18 protein-coding genes and 2 tRNA genes are annotated in these 20,009 nt (G+C 63.1%); 5 read left to right on the top strand and 15 right to left on the bottom strand.

Annotated elements, in window-relative coordinates; all coding sequences use genetic code 11:
• The first annotated feature begins 71 nt into the window (after positions 1–71).
• The 5 genes from PJW05_RS22835 to PJW05_RS22855 all read left to right on the top strand — a co-directional run bounded on the left by PJW05_RS22835 (position 72) and on the right by PJW05_RS22855 (position 5,472).
• The gene (locus tag PJW05_RS22835) at positions 72–2,990 is read left to right on the top strand and encodes a DUF748 domain-containing protein (RefSeq protein WP_271409221.1); all 2,919 of its coding nucleotides are present in this window, start codon (positions 72–74) and stop codon (positions 2,988–2,990) included.
• A gap of 11 nt (positions 2,991–3,001) precedes the next feature.
• A complete protein-coding gene (locus tag PJW05_RS22840) occupies positions 3,002–3,292 on the top strand; it encodes a DUF2845 domain-containing protein (RefSeq protein WP_271409222.1) in 291 nt (96 codons plus the stop codon).
• Positions 3,293–3,349: 57 nt separating this feature from the next.
• Positions 3,350–3,655, top strand: a complete 306-nt coding sequence (locus PJW05_RS22845; RefSeq protein WP_271409223.1) for a DUF2845 domain-containing protein — start codon at positions 3,350–3,352, stop codon at positions 3,653–3,655.
• A 61-nt stretch (positions 3,656–3,716) separates the two neighbouring features.
• Positions 3,717–4,007, top strand: coding sequence for a DUF2845 domain-containing protein (locus PJW05_RS22850; RefSeq protein WP_271409224.1), 291 nt, complete (start codon positions 3,717–3,719; stop codon positions 4,005–4,007).
• A gap of 10 nt (positions 4,008–4,017) precedes the next feature.
• Positions 4,018–5,472, top strand: coding sequence for a rhomboid family intramembrane serine protease (locus tag PJW05_RS22855; protein WP_271409225.1), 1,455 nt, complete (start codon positions 4,018–4,020; stop codon positions 5,470–5,472).
• A 60-nt stretch (positions 5,473–5,532) separates the two neighbouring features.
• Here PJW05_RS22855 and PJW05_RS22860 read toward each other — a convergent pair whose 3' ends face one another.
• The 15 genes from PJW05_RS22860 to folP form a co-directional block, all read right to left on the bottom strand.
• Complete coding sequence (locus tag PJW05_RS22860) at positions 5,533–5,892, bottom strand: BON domain-containing protein (protein WP_271409226.1); 360 nt, start codon at positions 5,890–5,892, stop codon at positions 5,533–5,535.
• A 206-nt stretch (positions 5,893–6,098) separates the two neighbouring features.
• Complete coding sequence (locus PJW05_RS22865; protein WP_271409227.1) at positions 6,099–7,514, bottom strand: hypothetical protein; 1,416 nt, start codon at positions 7,512–7,514, stop codon at positions 6,099–6,101.
• Positions 7,515–7,603: 89 nt separating this feature from the next.
• Positions 7,604–9,712 carry a polyribonucleotide nucleotidyltransferase gene (pnp, locus tag PJW05_RS22870; RefSeq protein WP_271409228.1) on the bottom strand — a complete coding sequence of 703 codons (2,109 nt, stop codon included), beginning with the start codon at positions 9,710–9,712 and terminating at the stop codon, positions 7,604–7,606.
• A gap of 153 nt (positions 9,713–9,865) precedes the next feature.
• On the bottom strand, positions 9,866–10,135 hold the full coding sequence (rpsO, locus tag PJW05_RS22875) for a 30S ribosomal protein S15 (protein ID WP_271409229.1): 270 nt from the start codon (positions 10,133–10,135) through the stop codon (positions 9,866–9,868).
• A 95-nt stretch (positions 10,136–10,230) separates the two neighbouring features.
• Positions 10,231–11,148, bottom strand: coding sequence for a tRNA pseudouridine(55) synthase TruB (truB, locus tag PJW05_RS22880; RefSeq protein WP_271409230.1), 918 nt, complete (start codon positions 11,146–11,148; stop codon positions 10,231–10,233).
• A gap of 4 nt (positions 11,149–11,152) precedes the next feature.
• Positions 11,153–11,542 carry a 30S ribosome-binding factor RbfA gene (gene rbfA / locus PJW05_RS22885; protein ID WP_271409231.1) on the bottom strand — a complete coding sequence of 130 codons (390 nt, stop codon included), beginning with the start codon at positions 11,540–11,542 and terminating at the stop codon, positions 11,153–11,155.
• A 94-nt stretch (positions 11,543–11,636) separates the two neighbouring features.
• On the bottom strand, positions 11,637–14,168 hold the full coding sequence (gene infB / locus PJW05_RS22890) for a translation initiation factor IF-2 (protein ID WP_271409232.1): 2,532 nt from the start codon (positions 14,166–14,168) through the stop codon (positions 11,637–11,639).
• 26 nt (positions 14,169–14,194) lie between these two features.
• Complete coding sequence (nusA, locus tag PJW05_RS22895) at positions 14,195–15,676, bottom strand: transcription termination factor NusA (RefSeq protein ID WP_271409233.1); 1,482 nt, start codon at positions 15,674–15,676, stop codon at positions 14,195–14,197.
• A 47-nt stretch (positions 15,677–15,723) separates the two neighbouring features.
• A complete protein-coding gene (gene rimP / locus PJW05_RS22900; RefSeq protein ID WP_271409234.1) occupies positions 15,724–16,182 on the bottom strand; it encodes a ribosome maturation factor RimP in 459 nt (152 codons plus the stop codon).
• A gap of 130 nt (positions 16,183–16,312) precedes the next feature.
• Positions 16,313–16,389, bottom strand: a tRNA-Met gene (locus PJW05_RS22905).
• Positions 16,390–16,486: 97 nt separating this feature from the next.
• A tRNA-Leu gene (locus PJW05_RS22910) sits at positions 16,487–16,572 on the bottom strand.
• Positions 16,573–16,582: 10 nt separating this feature from the next.
• Positions 16,583–16,966 (bottom strand): preprotein translocase subunit SecG, encoded by a 384-nt coding sequence (secG, locus tag PJW05_RS22915; RefSeq protein WP_271409235.1) that lies wholly within the window; start codon positions 16,964–16,966, stop codon positions 16,583–16,585.
• Between the two features lie 4 nt (positions 16,967–16,970).
• Entirely contained in the window at positions 16,971–17,726 is a 756-nt protein-coding gene (tpiA, locus tag PJW05_RS22920) for a triose-phosphate isomerase (RefSeq protein ID WP_271409236.1), read from the bottom strand.
• A gap of 65 nt (positions 17,727–17,791) precedes the next feature.
• A complete protein-coding gene (glmM, locus tag PJW05_RS22925) occupies positions 17,792–19,132 on the bottom strand; it encodes a phosphoglucosamine mutase (protein ID WP_271409237.1) in 1,341 nt (446 codons plus the stop codon).
• A 20-nt stretch (positions 19,133–19,152) separates the two neighbouring features.
• Entirely contained in the window at positions 19,153–20,004 is an 852-nt protein-coding gene (folP, locus tag PJW05_RS22930) for a dihydropteroate synthase (protein ID WP_271409238.1), read from the bottom strand.
• Positions 20,005–20,009 lie beyond the last annotated feature (5 nt).

The following is a 20,009-nucleotide window of genomic DNA, read 5'->3' on the forward strand; positions in this document are numbered from 1 at the left end:
CCAGGCGTCAGGCGGAACCCCGAGGCCGTGCCATAATCCAACGCACTCTTTGCCGGGATAGTTGACGCCTCATGTACAAAGGATTGAAACGGGCCGCCTGCGCCCTGCTGATCGTCGTTGCCCTCTACAGCCTGCTTGGCTTTCTGATCGTCCCGGGGGTCGCCCTGCGGGTGGCCAACCAGCAATTGGCCCAGTACGCCACCGTTCCCGCGCGACTGGAGCGCATCCAACTCAATCCCTACAGTCTGGAACTGACCCTCTGGGGCCTGCACATCGGCGACGACAAAGCCGAACAACTGGGCTTCGAGCGGCTCTATGCCAACCTCCAACTGGACAGCCTCTGGTCCGGCACACTGCACCTGGCGGAAGTGGCGCTGGACAAGTCGAACACCGACATCCTGTTCGCCAAGGACGGTACGCTCAACCTGACCCAACTGTTCAAGCTGCCGCCCAGCGAGGCCGAACCGCAAGAGCCGGCGGGCGATCCCTTTCCCCTGCGTATCGACCGCATCACCCTCAGCGAAGGCGGGCTGCACTTCCAGGACCTGCGCCCCAGCGAGCCGATTGAGTTCGTCTACGACGCCCTCAATCTGGAGCTGCACAACCTCAGCACCCTGCCCGACGACAGCTCCGAAATGTCCCTGGTGGCCACCGGCCCTCACGGCGGGCGCATTGACTGGGAAGGACAGATCAGCCTTTTCCCGTTCAGCTCCAACGGCCAGTTGAAACTCACCGATGGCAATCTGAAAGCGATCTGGCCCTACGTCCGCGACGCCGTTCCCCTGGTGCTGGAGCACGGTGTCATCAGCCTCTCCACTGATTACCGCCTGAGCCTGGCCGAAGGCACCCAGCTCAACCTGGACAAGGCCTGGATCAAGGTCGCGCCCTTCGCCATCAAGGCGCCGGACAACCGCCCCCTGGTCAAACTGGAGTTGCTGGAAGTCAGCGACAGCTCGCTGGACCTGGCCAAACAGGACGTGGTGGTGGGCAAGATCCACAGCCAGAACCTGGAAACCTGGGCCGCCCGCGAGTCCGACGGCCAGTTGGACTGGCAGAAGCTCTTCGCCAGCGAGGCACGTCCGGCGCCCAAGTCCGAAAGCGAACCGGCCCCCGGCGCGGCCGACGCCCAGGCCGAACCTGGCAAACCCTGGCGGGTCCTGCTGAGGGACACCCAGTTGCGCGGCTACAAGGTGCATCTGGCCGACCGCACCCCCAAGGAGCCGGTGCAACTGGACCTCGGGCCGCTGAACCTGGACATCAAGGACTTCGACAGCCGAGGCGAATCGCCTTTCAACCTCAGCCTGGACACCGGCCTCGGCAAGCAGGGCAAGGTGCAGGCGGTCGGCCAGGTGCAGCTCAAGCCCACCACCGCCAAGCTGCAGGTGCAGACCCGCGACATCGACCTGCGTGTGGCCCAGGCCTACCTCAGCCCCTTCGTGCGCCTGGAACTGCGCAGCGGCCTGCTCGACAGCGACCTCAACGTCGACCTCAAGAGCACCGAGCCCCTGGCCCTGGGCATCACCGGCCGGGCCCTGGTCAACCAGTTGCACACCCTGGACACCCTCAAGGCGCGCGACTTCGTCAAATGGCAGCAGTTGCTGGTAGACGGCCTCAACTACCAGCACGGCGACAGCCTGAACATCGACAAGGTGAGCCTGAACCAACCCTATGCGCGCTTCATCATCAACGAGGACCTGACCACCAACGCCAGCGACCTGGTGATCAAGCAACCGGCGGAGGCCGGCGCCAAACCCGCCGCCAGTGCCACGGCGGAACCGGCCGGCAAACCCCTGGGCATCCACATCGGCGGCATCGAGATCAAGGACGGCTCGGCCAACTTCGCCGACTTCAGCCTGACGCCGAACTTCGCCACGGCCATCCAGCAACTCAACGGTGAAATCGGCACCCTCGACAACCGCCATCCGCAACCGGCCAAGGTGGCGGTGAACGGCAAGGTGGATCGCTACGCCCCAGTGACCATCAAGGGCAGCCTGAACCCCTTCGACCCGCTGGACAGCCTGGACATCGCCACCAGCTTCAAGCGCGTCGAGCTGACCACCCTGACCCCTTATTCCGGCAAGTTCGCCGGCTACCGCATTCGCAAGGGACGGCTGAACCTGGACCTGCACTACCAGATCGAGAAGGGCCAGTTGAAAGCCAAAAACCACCTGGTGCTGGAGCAATTGCAGCTCGGCGAACAGGTCTCCAGCCCCGATGCGGTGGACCTGCCGGTGCGCCTGGCGGTGGCCCTGCTGAAGGACACCGAGGGCAAGATCGATATCGAGCTTCCAGTCGCCGGCAATCTCAACGACCCGCAGTTCAGCGTCGCCCCCATCGTCTGGCAGACCCTGCGCAACCTGGTGCTGCGCGCGGCGCAGGCGCCCTTCAAGTTCGTCGCCGGCCTGGTTGGCGGCAGCAGCGAAAACCTCGGCCAGGTGCCCTTCACAGCCGGCAGCAGCGAACTGGACGCCGATGCGCAAAAGGCCCTGGATACCCTGGCCGAAGCCCTCAAGCAGCGCCCCGCCCTGCGCCTGGAAGTCGAAGGCGCCAGCGCCAAGGCGGCGGACGGCCCGCTTCTGGCCGAACAGCGCCTGGAGCGTGAATACCAGAACACCTACTACAAGATCGCCCAGCGCCGGGGCGACAAAGTGCCCGCCGAAGCCAAGCAGATCGAGGTCCCGGACGACGAGAAAGCGCCTATGCTGGAAGGCATCTACCGCACCCGCCTGAAGCAGCAGCCACCGGTGCAATGGCAGGAGCTGGACAGTGAGCAGCGCACCGCGAAGCTGCGTGAAGCGGTGCTGAACTCCTGGGCCCAGAGCGAGCTGCTGCTGCGTCAGCTCGGCCAGGCCCGAGCCGCCAGCATCAAGGATTACCTGGTGGACCGCGGCGGCCTCACCGACGAACGCGTCTTCCTGCTGGATGTCAGCCTGGTGGAGCCGAATCAGGCCGGTGAAGTGATCACGCCGCTGCATCTGGACAGCGAGTAGGAGGCCTCATCATGCCAAGGCTGCCGTTCGCCTTGTTGGTACTCGCCCTGGCCGCGCCGGCCGGAGCGGAAACCATGCGTTGTGGCAGCAAGCTGGTCAGCCTCGGCGACCGTGCATTCGAAGTCCTGCAGAAGTGTGGCCAGCCGGCGCACCGCGACCAGATCGGCTACACCCTGGGCTCCTACGACCGGCGCGAGTTCACCGTCGAAGAGTGGGTCTACGGTCCCAACAACGGCATGCTCAGCATCCTCACCTTCGAAGCCAATCGCCTCGTGCGCATCGAGACCCGGCGCAACCGCTGACGCCCCTCGGCACCGGGTGTAGGCTGTAAGCTCCCTTTGCGCACTTCGGACAGCCCCGTGAAACTCCGTGCCCTGCTCTGTCTGCCCCTGCTCCTGGTGCTGGACCATGCCCAGGCATCCTCCACCCTGCGCTGCCAAAGCAGCCTCGTCAGCCTCGACGACACCACGGGCGAGGTGCTGGAGAAATGCGGCGAGCCGGTCAGTCGCAGCAGCCTGGGCTACAAAGAGGTGGTCGACGCGTATTACCGACGCAATGAAGTGCTGGTCGAGGAGTGGGTCTACGGCCCGCGCAACGGCATGTACCAGTTCCTCCGTTTCGAGGGCAATCGCCTGCGCAATATCGACAGCAAGCGGGGCAACTGACAGCCCGTCGGGCACAATGCTAGGCTCTCTCGCTCACGCCACCGGACAGGAAGCCCGCGCCATGAACCCCCTCGCCTGCCTCATCGCAACCGCTTTGCTCCTGCCCTTCGCGGCCAACGCCAGCACCTTCCGCTGCGAAAGCAGGCTGGTCAGCCTGGGAGACCGCAGCGCCGAGGTGCAACGCACGTGCGGCGAACCCGCTTCGCGCAGCTTCATCGGTTATACGGAAACCACCGATGGCCGCCAGGAGATGCAGGTGGAGGAATGGGTCTACGGCCCCACCCACGGCATGTACCACTACCTGAGATTCGTCGGCGGACGCCTCGAGGAAATCGACAGCAAGCGCAACTGAGCCGCGCGCCATGATCATCCTGCCCGCCGATCAACCCCTCGACTGGCGGCGACCGCCGGTCATCACCCTGTTTCTCATCCTGCTCAACACGCTGATCTACGTCGTCTACCAGGGCGGCGACCAGGCGCGCGTCGAAGCGGCCCAGGCACGCTATCTGGACGGCGGCCTGCTCAACCGGGAACGAGCCCTGTTCGTCGACCACCTGGCGGGACGCGAACACTTTGACGCGGCTCAGCGCCGAGCCATCGATGCGATGCGTCGCCAGGACCTGGCGACCATCATCCTGCATGACCTGGAGTTCGAGGACTGGCTGCACCGCTATCCGGCCTACCGGGCCGATGATGCCTGGCAACAGGCACGGCAGAAAGCCGAGGCCGCACGGGACAGGATCAGCGCCCAGCGCTTCGGGTTCATCCCCAACAAGTTCAGTGTCCAGGGCCTGTTCGGTGCCATGTTCCTCCATGGCAGTTTCGATCACCTGCTGGGCAACATGATCTTTCTGTTCATCTGCGGCTTCGCCCTGGAGGCGGCGCTCGGGCGCTGGGTCTACCTGGGCCTCTACCTCGCCAGCGGGCTGGCTTCGCACCTGCTCTGGTGGGCCCTGGACCCGGTCTGGGTGGCGGGCATCGGTGCTTCGGGAGCTGTCTCGGGGCTGATGGGCATGACGATTGGCGTCTATGGCCTGCGAACGATCCGCTTCTTCTACTGGCTGGGTCCGCTGATCGGCTACTTCAAGGCCCCGGCTCTGTGGATCTTCCCCGCCTGGCTCGGCAAGGAGCTGTACGGCGTGCTGCTGGCCGATGACCATGTGAACTACTACGCCCACCTCGGCGGCCTGGCGTTCGGCTTCCTCGCGACCTGGTTGCTGCGCCTGTCCGGCTTCCTCAGGGTGGATGAAGCCTATCTGAACAAGGAAGACCCGGACGCCCCCTTCAAGCGCGAACTGGCCGCCCTCGACCAGTCGATCAGCCGCTTCGCCCTCGACCAGGCAGTATCTCGCGGGCTCGATCTGCTGCAACGCTACCCTGGCCGGCTGGCGCTGCTGGAACGTCTCTATCCGCTGGCCAAGAACCGCCAGGACAAAGCCCTGCTCGCCGCAGTGCTGAAGCAGCTGTTCAGCCTGCCGGAACCGGCCGCCGCCCTGCCCTTGCTGCAGAAACTGGCGGACGATGTCGCCGACCCGCAGCAACGCCTGCTGCAGCACCCGGCCGTACTCCTGCATCTGCTGCAACGCTTGATCAAGGCCGGCGACAGTGCCCGCGCAGTCGCGCCCTGGCGCCGACTCTGCCAGGCGACGCCGGTACCGCCGCAGTTCCCCGGCCTCACGCTGCAACTGGCCAAGCAACTGGGCCAGCGCCAGGACCTGCGTGGCGTCGGCGAACTCAGCCAATACCTGCGCCGGGCCTTCCCCGAGGCGGAGCAGACCCGCCAGTTGGCGCTCTACCAGCAACACTTGGCACGCTGATCCCCTCCGGACACCACAAGGCCCCCGCCATGGCGGAGGCCTCGTGGTATGGCCCGAATGTTACTCGGCGGACTTCAGACCGTCGGCGGAAACCGCGCTCACGCCCTTGATGCTCTCGGCGGTTTCGATAGCCAGCTCACGCTCGGCATCGGTCTTCACCATACCGGACAGTGCGACCACACCTTTGTTGGTTTCGACCTTGATGTCCATGCCGCTGAGGTTCTTGTCAGCCAGGAACGTCGACTTGACCTTACTGGTGATCCAGGTGTCCGAGACAGCCTCTTCGGCCTTCTGAACGGTGTCGCTGGCTGCCAGCATGGTGTGTCCGCTGGTTTCTGCGTAGGCGCCGGAAGCGAACGGCAGGCTGAGGGCGGCGGCAGTAACAGCGGCAAAGGCCCACTGGGTGAAAGACTGTTTCATGAGGTGGTTCTCCTCTCTTCTTCGGAACAGCTGCAACACGTTCCCGGCTGCAGGGTCACCCGGAACATCGCAAAGCCTGTGCCAGCTTGCCTCGAAGACAAAAGCCCAATCGAATCAATAACATGGAAGAACAGGCCGACCGACCTCGACGTGCAGTCTGCAAGTTCGCCCCTCAGCGGGCTTGCAGACTGCACGACAGAACTGCCTCAGCGAGAGGCACCGAGCCGGGCGATGGTGCCCTCCAGGGCACTGACCTGCTCGAGCAACGGCGAGGCGGGATACCGCGTGCGAATGAAGGTGAGCAGTTTCTGCGCCGACTCCAGTTGACCGAGGCCTTCGGCGAAACCTCGGGCCGCCAGCAGGTACGCACGGGGGATGTCCGGGTAGTCGGGGAAACGCTGGTGCAGGTTGCGCAGCAGGCTCAGCGCCTCGCGCACCTTGTGACGATCCAGCAGCGCGGCGGCGACCTGCTCGCAAACCAGAGCATCGGCCGGCAGGAAATCGGCCTTGAACTGGCGGCCATTGAGCAGTGCCGTGGCCGCCAGGGGCGGTGTCTGCCGCGCGGCCAGCGGCAGGTAGTGCTCCAGGTGGCGCAGGCAGCGCTCACGGGCCCCCAGGCCGTACAGCAACTGGTGATAGCGCTCGTTCAGGCGCAAGTCGTCGGGATCACGCTGCAGCGCATTGAACAGGGTTTCCAGGGCACCGTCACTCTGCCCCTCCTTCAAGCGGATCTCGGCTTCGGCCAGGGCCTTGCGGCGCCGCCAGTCGCCTTCGGGCAGCCCCTGCTGGCTGCCCTCTTCGGCGATGGCAAAGCCCAGAGCGCCCTGATACTGGAACACGGCGTAGCCCATCATGCTGCACATCACCACGCCGAAGTAGCCGAAGAGGAAGGTGGCGATGGGCATCAGCACGACTTTCGGCAGGCCGCTGGAAAGCATCCAGGCGACGTAGCCGGGAGACTGCCAGAGGATGAAGAGGAAGGCACAGAGGATCAGGTAGCGCCAGCCCATGGCCTTGATCACTTCTCCCACCTGATCGGGGCTCAGCGCGGCCCCCAGTTCCTTGCTCAGCGCCAGGCGGATGATGCTGGCGGGCAGCAGCAGCACGATGGCGATGTTCGCCACCCAGAAAATGCTCTCGCTGTTGAAGTCCGCTGCCAGCCAGAGCGCGCCCAGGGCGATGAGGAAGACCGCCATCTGCTTGAAGAACAGTGAGAAACCTTCCCCGCTGAAGGCACTGAGCAGGCTCGGCGCCTCGCGCACGCCCTCACTGCTGGCTTCGATCACGCTGTGGAAATACTTGGTGGCGATGCTCAGCAGGATGATCCAGAGCACCAGCGACCGTGGCATGAACAGACCGGCCAGAGCCAGCAAGGCACTGAAGGCCAGCGGACCGGCCTGCAAGCCGTAGCTGAAGAATTGCGGCAGACGCTCCCAGAAAGGCTGGGCCGTGTTGGCGGCGCCGAGGAAGGTCAGTTGGCCGCGGCACAGCGGGCAAGTCGGGCTGTCGTCCGGAACGTCGGCGTTGAGTGGAATGCAGCAGTCGCCATAGTGGCGCTGACAGGGCACGCAGTGCCAGGTTGCGGGTTGGGTGGGGTGGTACTGGCAGAGCGTCTTGTCCATGACTGTTCCAGGCACGATGGCGGTTTGCCATTCTCCAGGCAAAAAAAGAGGGCCCGCAAGGGGCCCTCTCCTTCACCGGCTGGCGATTATCAGACGCCCGAAGCCTCGGCGGCTTCCACGTCCTTCATCGACAGCTTGATGCGACCACGGTTGTCGACGTCCAGAACCAGGACTTTGACTTCCTGGCCTTCCTGCAGCACGTCGGTGACCTTGTCGATGCGCTTGTCGCTGATTTGCGAAATGTGCACCAGACCGTCCTTGCCCGGCAGGATGTTGACGAAGGCGCCGAAGTCGACGATGCGCTCGACCTTGCCCACGTACACCTTGCCGATCTCGGCTTCGGCAGTGATGCCCAGCACGCGCTGACGGGCAGCTTCGGCCGCTTCCTTGGTCTCGCCGAAGATCTTCACGCTGCCATCGTCTTCGATGTCGATGGACGCCTTGGTCTCTTCGCAGATGCCGCGGATGGTGGCGCCGCCCTTGCCGATGACGTCGCGGATCTTGTCCGAATCGATCTTCATGGCAATCATGGTCGGGGCGTTGGCGGACAGCTCGCTGCGGGACTCGGAGATGACCTGGTTCATCTGGCCGAGGATGTTCAGGCGTGCTTCCAGCGCCTGCTCCAGGGCGATTTCCATGATCTCTTCGGTGATGCCGTTGATCTTGATGTCCATCTGCAGCGCGGTCACGCCCTTGGCGGTACCGGCGACCTTGAAGTCCATGTCGCCCAGGTGGTCTTCGTCGCCCAGGATGTCGGTCAGGACGGCGAACTTGTCACCTTCCTTGACCAGGCCCATGGCGATACCGGCCACCGGCGCCTTCATCGGCACGCCGGCGTCCATCAGTGCCAGGGAAGCGCCACAGACCGAAGCCATGGAGCTGGAACCGTTGGATTCGGTGATCTCGGACACCACGCGGATGGTGTAGGGGAACTCGTCGCCCTTCGGCAGCATGGCGGAAACGCCACGACGGGCCAGGCGGCCGTGGCCGATTTCGCGGCGACCGGCGCTGCCCATGCGGCCGCACTCACCCACCGAGAAGGGCGGGAAGTTGTAGTGCAGCATGAAGGCGTCCTTGCGCTCGCCTTCCAGGGTGTCCAGCAACTGGGCGTCACGGGCGGTGCCGAGGGTGGCAACCACCAGGGCCTGGGTTTCACCACGGGTGAACAGGGCGGAACCGTGGGTCTTGTCCAGCACGCCGACTTCGACCTTCAGCGGACGCACGGTGCGGGTGTCACGGCCGTCGATACGCGGCTTGCCGTTGACGATGTTCTCGCGGACGGTGCGGTACTCCAGCAGGCCGAATGCGTCTTTAACCTCGCCAGCCGGGAACTGACCGGCTTCTTCGCCGGCGAAGCGGGCGACGACCTGGTCGCGCAGCTCGTCCAGGCGGCTGTAGCGGTCCTGCTTGATAGTGATGGTGTAAGCCTGGGAGATGGCTTCGCCGAACTCGGCCTTGATGGCGCTGAGCAGGGCAGTGTTCTCGACCGGAGCGGTCCAGTTCCAGGCCGGTTTGCCGGCTTCGGCAGCGAATTCCTTCACAGCCTGGATAACGGCCTGGAATTCCTGGTGGGCGAACAGCACGGCGCCCAGCATCTGGTCTTCGGTCAGCTCCTGGGCCTCGGATTCAACCATCAGCACGGCGTCTTCGGTACCGGCGACGACCATGTCCAGGGCGGAGGCTTTCAGTTGCTCGTAGTTCGGGTTCAGCAGGTAGCCGGCGTCCTCGTGGTAGGCCACGCGAGCAGCGCCGATCGGACCGGCGAAGGGAATGCCGGAGATGGCCAGGGCCGCGGAAGTACCGATCATGGAAGCAATGTCCGGATCGGTCTTCTTGTTGGTGGAAACCACGGTGCAGATGACCTGAACTTCGTTCAGGAAGCCTTCCGGGAAGAGCGGACGGATCGGGCGGTCGATCAGGCGGGAGGTCAGGGTCTCCTTTTCGGAGGGACGGCCTTCACGCTTGAAGAAACCGCCGGGGATGCGGCCAGCCGCGTAGGTTTTTTCCTGGTAGTGCACGGACAGCGGGAAGAAGCCTTTGCCCGGGTCGGCCTGCTTGGCGCCAACCACGGTCACCAGAACGGTGACGTCTTCGTCCATGGTGACCAGAACGGCACCGGAGGCTTGACGGGCGATACGGCCAGTCTCGAGGGTTACGGTCGATTGACCGAACTGGAACTTCTTGATTACCGGGTTCACGGTGTTTTCCTTCTCTGTGTTGCCTTGGGGGAAATCCTGGGAGTGGCGGGAGTCGGACCCGTTTCAATCCCTTAAAAAGCCAGAAGCTGGAAAGCCGAAAGCTGGAACGATGTCCAGCTTCCGGTTTTCCAGCTTCCAGCTCATCTGTGTCGCTTAGCGACGCAGACCCAGACGACCGATCAGGGCGCTGTAACGAGAGGTGTCCTTACCCTTCAGGTAGTCCAGCAGCTTGCGGCGCTGGTTAACCATGCGGATCAGACCACGACGGGAGTGGTGGTCCTTGCCATTGGCCTTGAAGTGTTCCTGCAGCTTGTTGATGTTGGCGGTCAGCAGGGCAACCTGCACTTCCGGAGAACCGGTATCGCCTTCAGCTTGCTTGTACTCGTTAACGATCTGGGCTTTTTCAGCAACGCTCAGTGCCATGATGGGCTTCCTCTGAGAGTAATAGGCCGGGACCTGCGCCCCGTGTTCAAGAAAAGAGGACTGACCGTGCCTATTAACAGCCATCCTCGGATCGGTCATTCCGACCGAATCAGTCGACGCGGCGCTATGCGCCCGTCATCGCTCACCTCACCGATACCGATGAAGCGACCGGTATGATCCTGCACTCGCATCATGCCGAACTTCGGCGCTTCCGGAGCCCGCACCGGCTGGCCGTGAAGCCAGTAGTAGGCGCTATGCTCGGTCAGTTGGACCAGCGGCCAGTGTTCCAGTCCGCTGTCGACCGGCAGGAGGAACTGATCCAGTGCCTCGTTGCCGCCGTCAGCGTGGGCCTTCTCCAACGTCTCCAGGCTGATTGCCTGGGCCAGTCCGAAGGGGCCTGCCTGGGTCCTGCGCAGCTCCGCCACATGGGCTCCGCATCCCAGCGCCTGACCGAGGTCCTCGACCAGGGTGCGGATATAAGTGCCCTTGCTGCAGGCTACGGCCAGTCTTGCCTGGCTGTTTTCACACGCCAGCAATTCCAGGCGCGCAATAGTAACAGAACGCGCCTCGCGCTCCACTACTTCGCCTGCACGCGCCAGCTTGTAGAGGGGCTGACCGTCCTTCTTCAGGGCCGAGTACATTGGCGGTATCTGTTTGATTTCACCACGAAAACGCGGCAAATACGCCTCGATCTCCTGGCGACCGACGGTCACCTCGCGACGCTCGACCACTTCGCCCTCGGCATCGCCGGTGGACGTGGTGACCCCCAGCTGGGCGAGCGTCTCGTAGCCCTTGTCGGCATCCAGCAGGTACTGGGAGAACTTGGTCGCCTCGCCGAAGCACAACGGCAGCACGCCGGTGGCCAGGGGATCGAGGCTGCCGGTGTGGCCAGCCTTCTCGGCATTGAGCAGCCAGCGTACTTTCTGCAGGGCGGCGTTGGAACTCATGCCGCGCGGCTTGTCGAGGATCAGCACACCGCTGACATTGCGACGGATACGTTTTACCTGGGCCACGCCATCACTCCTCGTCGCTGCCCTGGTGCTTGCGGTCTTCCGCCACGGCGCGCTCGATCAGCGCCGACAGCTCCGCGCCGCGGCGAATGCTGGCGTCGTAATGGAAATGCAACTGCGGCACACTGCGCAGCTTCATGGCCTTGCCCAGTTGCATGCGCAGGAAGCCGGCGGCGTCCTGCAGGATGTCCAGGTTCAGTTGGACCTTTTCGACGTTGTCGTCCTGGCCCATCACGGTGATGAACACCTTCGCGTGGGAGAGGTCGCGACTCACGTCGACCGCGGTGATGGTCACCAGGCCCAGGCGCGGGTCCTTGATTTCCCGCTGGATAAGCAGTGCCAGTTCGCGCTGCATCTGATCGCCGATGCGCTGGGTACGGCTGTAGTCTTTAGCCATTTCATTTCACTCATGAACGCTGAAAAGCCGAAAGCCAGGAGAGGAAAGCGATGGCTTCCAGCTCCTGGCTCCCGGCTTGTGGCAAGCGCGGCACTTACAGCGTGCGCGCCACCTGGACCTTCTCGAAGACTTCGATCTTGTCGCCGACCTTGACGTCGTTGTAGCTCTTCACGCCGATACCGCACTCCATGCCGGCACGCACCTCGGACACGTCGTCCTTGAAGCGGCGCAGGGACTCCAGTTCGCCTTCGAAGATCACCACGTCGTCGCGCAGCACGCGGATCGGACGGTTGCGGTGTACCAGACCCTCGGTAACCATGCAGCCGGCGACCGCGCCGAACTTCGGCGAGCGGAACACGTCGCGCACCTCGGCGATACCCAGGATGTTCTCCCGGACTTCGCTGCCCAGCATGCCGGACAGTGCCTTCTTAACGTCTTCGATGATGTCGTAGATGATGTTGTAGTAACGCAGGTCCAGACCTTCCTGCTCGACGATCTTGCGCGCACCGGCATCGGCACGCACGTTGAAGCCGAACAGCACGGCGTTGGACGCCAGCGCCAGGTTAGCGTCGCTCTCAGTGATACCACCGACGCCGCCACCAACCACGCGCACCTGCACTTCTTCGTTGCCCAACTCGGACAGGGCGCCCTGCAGGGCTTCGAGAGAGCCGCGCACATCGGACTTGAGCACGATGTTGAGGGTCTTCTTCTCGTCCTGCCCCATGCTTTCGAAAATATTCTCCAGCTTGGAGGACTGCTGGCGAGCCAGCTTGACCTCGCGGAACTTGCCCTGACGGAACAGAGCCACTTCACGGGCCTTCTTCTCGTCGGCAACCACGGTCAGCTCATCACCGGCATCCGGCGTGCCATCCAGGCCAAGGATCTCGACCGGAATGGCCGGACCAGCTTCCTTCACCGGCTTGCCGTTCTCGTCGAGCATGGCGCGGACGCGGCCATAGTTGACGCCACAGAGAACCATGTCGCCCTGGCGCAGGGTACCGTCCTGGACCAGCACGGTGGCTACCGGGCCACGGCCCTTGTCCAGGCGGGACTCGACCACTACACCACGGCCCGGGGCCGACGGGGTTGCAGTGAGTTCAAGAACCTCGGCTTGCAGCAACACGGCTTCCAGCAGGTCTTCGACGCCGGTGCCAGCCTTGGCCGACACGGGGACGAACTGGGTGTCACCGCCCCACTCTTCCGGAATCACGTCCAGCGCGGCCAGGCCGTTCTTGATGTGGTCCGGATTGGCTTCCGGCTTGTCCATCTTGTTGATCGCAACCACGATCGGCACGCCAGCCGCCTTAGCGTGCTGCACGGCTTCCTCGGTCTGCGGCATCACGCCATCGTCGGCTGCCACCACCAGGATGACAATGTCGGTGGCCTTGGCTCCACGGGCACGCATGGCGGTGAACGCCGCGTGGCCGGGGGTATCCAGGAACGTCACCATGCCGCGATCGGTTTCCACGTGGTAGGCGCCAATGTGCTGAGTGATGCCGCCGGCTTCGCCGCTGGCCACCTTGGTCCGGCGGATGTAGTCGAGCAGCGAGGTCTTGCCGTGGTCGACGTGACCCATGACGGTCACGACCGGCGCACGGTTCACCGCCACGCCTTCGAACTTCAGGGATTCGGCCAGTTGCTCTTCCAGAGCGTTCTCGTTGACCAGCTTGACCTTGTGGCCGAGTTCTTCGGCAACCAGTTGGGCGGTTTCCCGATCGAGTACCTGGTTGATGGTCACCGGGGTGCCCATCTTGAACATGAACTTGACGACTTCTGCGCCCTTGACTGCCATCTGGGCGGCCAGTTCGGCCACGGTGATGGTTTCGCCAATGCTGACTTCACGCACGATCGGTCCTGTCGGGCTCTGGAACCCGTGCTGGTTACGCTTCTTCAGCTTGGACTTGCCGCCACGGCCACCGCCGCGACGACCAAAGGAATCGCTCTCTTCGTCGGTGCTGCGCGGGGCAACACGAGGCGCAGGAGCCTTTTCCTTCTCCTTGAGCGAAGGACGGTGCTGCGCATGCTTGCGATCGCGGCGATCGTCTTCGTCGCGGGCGCGCTCGGGACGGCGAGGCTCTTCCTTCTTGCGCTCGGCGGCAGCGCCGGTTTCCGTCGCGGGCGCGGCTGCCGCAACGGCAACTGGCTCGACGGCCGCAGTCACGGCCACTGCATCGACCTTGGCGACCTCGACCGCCTCCTTCGCGCGGGCCTCGACCTCGCGGCGAGCAGCCTCTTCGGCACGCTTGCGAGCTTCTTCTTCGGCCTTCAGGCGCGCCGCTTCTTCCGCGGCACGCTGCTCTTCGAGTTCGCGCTGGCGCTCAGCCTCGATCTCGTCAGGGCTTCGCTTGACGTAGGTTTTCTTCTTGCGTACTTCAACGTTGATGGTCTTGCTGCCAGCGACCTTCAGCGTGGTAGTGGTCTTGCGCTGCAGGGTAATCTTGCGCGGCTCTTCCAAGCGCTCGCCATGGCTGCTCTTGAGATGAGCCAGCAGGGCCTGCTTCTCGTTGTCGGTCACTACTTGCTCGGCGCTGGTGTGCGGCAGACCCGCCTCACGCATCTGCAGCAGCAGGCGCTCCACCGGTGTGTCGACCACCTGGGCCAGTTCTTTCACCGTGACTTGCGTCATGCACTTCTCTCCTCAGGCCGCGATACTTACTCGAACCAATGGGCTCGGGCGGCCATGATCAGCTTGCCGGCACGCTCTTCGTCCATGCCGTCGATGTCGAGCAGGTCGTCGATCGACTGCTCGGCCAGGTCTTCGCGGTTAATAACGCCCCGCACGGCGAGTTCGACAGCCAGGTCCTTGTCCATGCCATCCAGGGAAAGCAGGTCTTCGGCAGGCTGGGCATCCGCCAGCTTCTCTTCGGTCGCGATGGCCTTGGTCAGCAGGCGGTCCTTCGCACGCGCACGCAGCTCATTGACGATCTCCTCGTCGAAGCCGTCGATGCTGAGCATTTCTTCCATGGGTACGTAGGCGATCTCTTCCAGGCTGGTGAAACCCTCTTCAACCAGTACCTGTGCCAGCTCCTCGTCTACTTCCAGCTCTTCAACGAAGGCACGCAGGATGTCGCCAGTCTCCGCCTGCTGCTTGGCCTGGATGTCCGCTTCGGTCATCACGTTCAGGGTCCAGCCAGTGAGCTGACTGGCCAGGCGCACATTCTGACCGCCACGGCCGATGGCCTGGGCCAGGTTGTCCTCGGCGACGGCGATATCCATGGCGTGGGCGTCTTCGTCGACGATGATCGCCACCACTTCGGCCGGAGCCATGGCGTTGATCACGAACTGCGCGGGGTTGTCATCCCACAGGACGATATCCACACGCTCGCCGCCCAGTTCGCCGGAAACCGCCTGGACGCGAGAGCCACGCATACCGATGCAGGCGCCCTGCGGATCGATGCGCTTGTCCTTGGAGCGGACCGCGATCTTGGCGCGGGAACCCGGATCGCGGGAAGCGGCCATTACCTCAATCAGCTCTTCGGCGATCTCCGGCACCTCGATGCGGAACAGCTCGATCAGCATCTGCGGAGCAGTGCGGGACAGGATCAGCTGCGGACCGCGATTCTCAGTGCGGATTTCCTTCAGCAGGGCACGGACTCGGGCGCCGACACGGAAGGTTTCGCGTGGAATGATGTCCTCGCGAGCCAGCAGTGCCTCGGCGTTGTTGCCCAGGTCGACGATCACGTTGTCGCGAGTAACCTTCTTCACAGTGCCGGAAATGATGTCGCCCAGCTTCTCGCGATAGGCTTCGACCACCTGCGCACGCTCGGCTTCACGCACTTTCTGCACGATGACCTGCTTGGCGGTCTGGGCAGCGATGCGGCCGAACTCGATGGACTCGATCTTCTCTTCGAGGACGTCGCCGATCTTCGCGTGCTCGTCACGCACCTGGGCCTGATCAAGGGTCAGCTGGATGGCCGGATCCTCGAAATCGCTTTCTTCGACCACGGTCCAGCGACGGAAGGTGTCGTAGTTACCGTTATGACGGTTGATCGACACGCGCAGGTCGACCTCGTCCTCATAGCGCTTCTTGGTAGCAGTGGCCAGGGCCAGCTCCAGCGCCTCGAAAATCACGCTGGCCGGTACACCCTTCTCGTTGGATACCGACTCAACAACCAGCAGTACTTCTTTGCTCATCGTACGCCTCGCCTTTCGCAATCCATTGGATCCGCGGGATCCGCGTCTCAGTCAAAACGGGGAATGATGTTGGCCTTGTCGATCAGCTCGATCGGCAGGAGGAATTCGCGGTCTTCGATGAGGACCACCACGTCCTGCTCCTCCACCCCGCGGAGAAGCCCCTGAAAATTGCGTCGCCCCTCGAAGGGAGAACGCAGCTTGATCTTGACCAGTTCACCCGCGTGGGCCGCGAACTGTTCAAGGGTGAACAGAGGACGGTCCATGCCCGGCGACGATACTTCGAGGGTGTATTCGCTGCTGATCGGGTCCTCGACATCGAGCACACCACTGATCTGCCGGCTCACCTTCTCGCAGTCGTCGACCAAGATGCCGTTTTCGTGATCGATATAGACTCGCAGCAGCGAATGCCGCCCCTGGGACAGGAACTCGATACCCCAGCACTGATAACCGAGCGCTTCGACTACCGGGGCCAACAAGGCCTGCAACTGTTCTAGCTTGCTCGACACCTGATCGCCTCTCGCATGCTGTGCAAATAAAAAATGGGCGAAACGCCCATCCCTTCAAACCGCCTGATCTGTGATCGGAGGCCAACTGTCCAGCTAGCAAAAAGCCCCTAAAAAGGGGCTTCGCGACTACTGGTTGCGGGGGCTGGATTTGAACCAACGACCTTCGGGTTATGAGCCCGACGAGCTACCAGACTGCTCCACCCCGCGTCAAAGCTGGTGCGAGAGTATACGGCCAGCACCTTGCATGGTCAACCGAACATCCCGCGAAGAAGAAAGCCCGCATCGCTGCGGGCCTCTCTTTGTATGGTACCGAGGAGGGGACTCGAACCCCTACAGCCTATGGCCACTACCACCTCAAGGTAGCGTGTCTACCAATTCCACCACCTCGGCAAAACTTGCCTTACTTCTGCTCCGGAGCCTGCGGCACGTCACCCGACTGGGTGGACGACTTCTGCTCTTCGAGCACCGGCACATCATCAGCTGCCGGTCTGGCGGGCTGAACCTCAAGAGCTGCCGGATCCGGCAGACCTACGTTGCTCAGCGCCTCAGCCTTTTCTTTAGCGAAGAACGCTAAACCCAGGCTGGTAATGAAAAAAACCGCGGCGAGTATAGCAGTAACTCGACTCAAAAAGGTAGCAGAACCTTGACTCCCGAATACGGTTGCCGAAGCACCGGAACCAAAGGAGGCGCCAGCATCCGCACCCTTACCCTGCTGAACCAACACCAGACCCACAACGCCCAGAGCAACCAGCAGGTGCACCACAATTACGACAGTTTCCAGCATCTCGTCAGCTTCCTGCGGCGCGACAAATCGCACCGAACTCATCCGCATTCAGGGAAGCCCCACCAACGAGCCCCCCATCGATATCCGGCATGCCGAACAAATCGACCGCACTGGCCGCTTTTACACTGCCGCCGTACAGAATTCGCACCCCGCGCGCCACCTCGGCATTTTCCGCCGACAATTGCGCACGAATCGCCGCATGGACTTCCTGCGCTTGCTGCGGCGAGGCCGTCAGCCCCGTACCTATCGCCCAAACCGGCTCATAGGCAATTACCGCCTGCACGAACGCGCCCACACCCAACTCTTCGATCACACAACCCAGCTGACGCCCGACAACTTCAAGCGTCTGACCGGCTTCGCGCTGCTCCCGGGTCTCACCGACGCACAGCACCGGAACCAGACCACAGGACTGAGCAGCAGCAAACTTGCGACTCACAACTTCGTCGCTCTCGCCCAGTATCAGACGACGCTCCGAATGACCGACCAGAACGAGCTTGCAACCTGCGTCTGCCAATTGACTCGCCGCGATCTCCCCGGTGAGGGCACCCTGCACCGGCTCCACCGCACAATCCTGCGCACCAACGGCAATCGACTTGCCCTCCAGATCCCGAATGACCTGATTGATGTGCAGACAGGGCGGCATGACCGCAACTTCGACACCAGCCGGCAAGGCCAACTGGCGCAAGCCCCTGATCAGCTCTGCGACACTGGCGCGGGTACCGTGCATCTTCCAGTTACCGGCTACCAGAGGTCGGCGCATGCTTTATCTCGTCGATCAAAGTGGGCGCAGATATTACCCAAGAGAAATTCAACTAGCAAGACAAATCAAGCACATACCTCTGCCACGACTTTCGCCAACTCTTCGGCATAGCCCTGCACCAGCTTTTCGTCGTCGCCTTCGACCATCACGCGCACCAACGGTTCGGTTCCGGATTTTCGCAACAGGACACGGCCACGCCCTGCCATCCGGTCCGTGACGCGAGCACAGGCGTCCTGAACCGCCGGGTGCTTGACCGGGTCCACCTCCCCGCCGGCGTAGCGGACGTTGATCAGCACCTGAGGGCACTTGCGCATCCCCTGGCGCGCCTCGGCAAGGGACTGGCCACTGCGCTGCAGTGCCATCAGCACCTGCAGGGCGGACACGATGGCATCCCCGGTAGTCGTGAAGTGACTGCAGACGATATGGCCGGAGTTCTCGCCCCCCAGGATCCAACCGTTGGCCTGGAGTTCGCTCATCACGTAGCGATCGCCAACCTTGGCCCGCACGAAAGGCACTTCAAGTTCCTTGAGCGCCAGTTCGAGCCCAAGATTACTCATCAACGTACCGACCACGCCGCCGTGAAGCTTGTCACGCCCATGGAGGTCACGGGCGATCAGGTAGATCAGCTCGTCGCCATCCACGACAGCGCCCGTGTGATCGACCATCAGCACGCGGTCGCCATCGCCATCGAAGGCGATGCCAATATCGGCGTTCTGCGCCACCACGGCCGCCTGCAGACTGGCCATGTGCGTGGAACCGCACTCGTCGTTGATGTTGAGGCCGTTAGGTTGCGCCGCCAGGACATGCACCTGGGCACCAAGCTCGCGGAAAACGCTCGGTGCAACCTTGTAGGTAGCGCCATGCGCACAATCCACCACCAGCTTGAGACCAGCGAAGTCGGTACTGATGGGGGTGGTACTCTTGCAGAACTCGATATAGCGCCCCGCAGCGTCATTGATGCGGGTGACCTTGCCCAGTTGCTCCGACTCCACCACTGTCATCGGCTGGTCCAGCAACTCCTCGATCATCAGCTCCACTTCGTCCGAGAGCTTGGTGCCCTTTCCGGAGAAGAACTTGATGCCGTTGTCATGATGCGGATTGTGCGAGGCGCTGATGACGATGCCTGCGTCCGCCAGGAAAGTGCGAGCCAGATAGGCAATGGCCGGGGTCGGCATGGGGCCCAACAGCATTACGTCGGCGCCGGCGGCCAACAGACCGGCCTCAAGAGCGGACTCGAACATGTAGCCGGAAATCCGCGTGTCCTTGCCAATCAGGATGCGGCACTTGCCCTGCTTGCGAAATGCGGTGCCGGCGGCCCAACCAAGCTTGAGCATGAAATCCGGAGTAATCGGGTACTGCCCTACACGCCCGCGAATACCGTCGGTGCCAAAATACCTTCTGCTCATGGGAGGTGCTCCGTATTGTCTTATTCCGCCGCTTGTACCGCGGCGATCATGCGTACCACGTCGACGGTTTCCGCGACATCGTGTACGCGCAGTATGCAGGCGCCCTTGGCCACGGCGAGGGCAGCCAGGGCAAGACTGCCGGCAAGCCGCTGCTCAACTTCGCGCCCCAGGGCCTGGCCAATCATGCTTTTGCGTGAGACGCCGACCAGGAGGGGACGCCCCAACGCATGCAGAGCCTCCATGTGCCTAAAGAGGCTGAGGTTGTGGGCAAGCGTCTTGGCGAATCCGAAGCCCGGGTCCAGGACGATCCGCTCGGCCGGGATCCCCGCCGCCAGACAAGCCTGCATGCGCTCGGAAAGAAAGGCCCCGACTTCGCTCGTGACGTCCTGATAGCGCGGGTCCTGCTGCATGTTTCCCGGTTCGCCGAGCATGTGCATCAGGCAAACCGCCAAGCCGGTATCGGCAGCGGCATCCAGGGCACCATCACGGCGCAGCGCCCGCACGTCATTGATCATGCCGGCCCCCAGGCGCGCGCCTTCGCGCATCACGGCGGGCGTGGAGGTATCCAGAGATATCACCACATCCAGCTCGCGGGCGATGGCTTCGACCACCGGCGCAACCCGCTCCAGCTCTTCGGTCGGAGACACTGGCCGGGCACCGGGGCGAGTCGACTCGCCCCCCACGTCGATCAAGGTAGCACCAGCGGCGACCATTTCCTCGGCATGACGCAAGGCGGCGTCGCGCGCATTGAAGCGGCCGCCATCGGAAAAGGAGTCCGGAGTAACATTGAGAATGCCCATCACTTGCGGCTGGGCCAAATCAAGAACCCGGTTGCCGCAAGGCAACCGGGTCTGATGCTGCACTGACGTCATCGACA

Origin of the sequence: Pseudomonas sp. Q1-7 (assembly GCF_028010285.1) — a bacterium.
Classification (GTDB): domain Bacteria; phylum Pseudomonadota; class Gammaproteobacteria; order Pseudomonadales; family Pseudomonadaceae; genus Metapseudomonas.

Excerpts from the sequence above, each read along its gene's own strand:
- PJW05_RS22835 (WP_271409221.1), top strand. The coding sequence starts at position 72 with ATGTACAAAGGATTGAAACGGGCCGCCTGCGCCCTGCTGATCGTCGTT.
- PJW05_RS22840 (WP_271409222.1), top strand. The coding sequence starts at position 3,002 with ATGCCAAGGCTGCCGTTCGCCTTGTTGGTACTCGCCCTGGCCGCGCCG.
- PJW05_RS22850 (WP_271409224.1), top strand. The coding sequence starts at position 3,717 with ATGAACCCCCTCGCCTGCCTCATCGCAACCGCTTTGCTCCTGCCCTTC.
- PJW05_RS22855 (WP_271409225.1), top strand. The coding sequence starts at position 4,018 with ATGATCATCCTGCCCGCCGATCAACCCCTCGACTGGCGGCGACCGCCG.
- PJW05_RS22860 (WP_271409226.1), bottom strand. The coding sequence starts at position 5,892 with ATGAAACAGTCTTTCACCCAGTGGGCCTTTGCCGCTGTTACTGCCGCC.
- PJW05_RS22865 (WP_271409227.1), bottom strand. The coding sequence starts at position 7,514 with ATGGACAAGACGCTCTGCCAGTACCACCCCACCCAACCCGCAACCTGG.
- rpsO (WP_271409229.1), bottom strand. The coding sequence starts at position 10,135 with ATGGCACTGAGCGTTGCTGAAAAAGCCCAGATCGTTAACGAGTACAAG.
- rbfA (WP_271409231.1), bottom strand. The coding sequence starts at position 11,542 with ATGGCTAAAGACTACAGCCGTACCCAGCGCATCGGCGATCAGATGCAG.
- infB (WP_271409232.1), bottom strand. The coding sequence starts at position 14,168 with ATGACGCAAGTCACGGTGAAAGAACTGGCCCAGGTGGTCGACACACCG.
- nusA (WP_271409233.1), bottom strand. The coding sequence starts at position 15,676 with ATGAGCAAAGAAGTACTGCTGGTTGTTGAGTCGGTATCCAACGAGAAG.
- secG (WP_271409235.1), bottom strand. The coding sequence starts at position 16,966 with ATGCTGGAAACTGTCGTAATTGTGGTGCACCTGCTGGTTGCTCTGGGC.
- tpiA (WP_271409236.1), bottom strand. The coding sequence starts at position 17,726 with ATGCGCCGACCTCTGGTAGCCGGTAACTGGAAGATGCACGGTACCCGC.
- glmM (WP_271409237.1), bottom strand. The coding sequence starts at position 19,132 with ATGAGCAGAAGGTATTTTGGCACCGACGGTATTCGCGGGCGTGTAGGG.
- folP (WP_271409238.1), bottom strand. The coding sequence starts at position 20,004 with ATGACGTCAGTGCAGCATCAGACCCGGTTGCCTTGCGGCAACCGGGTT.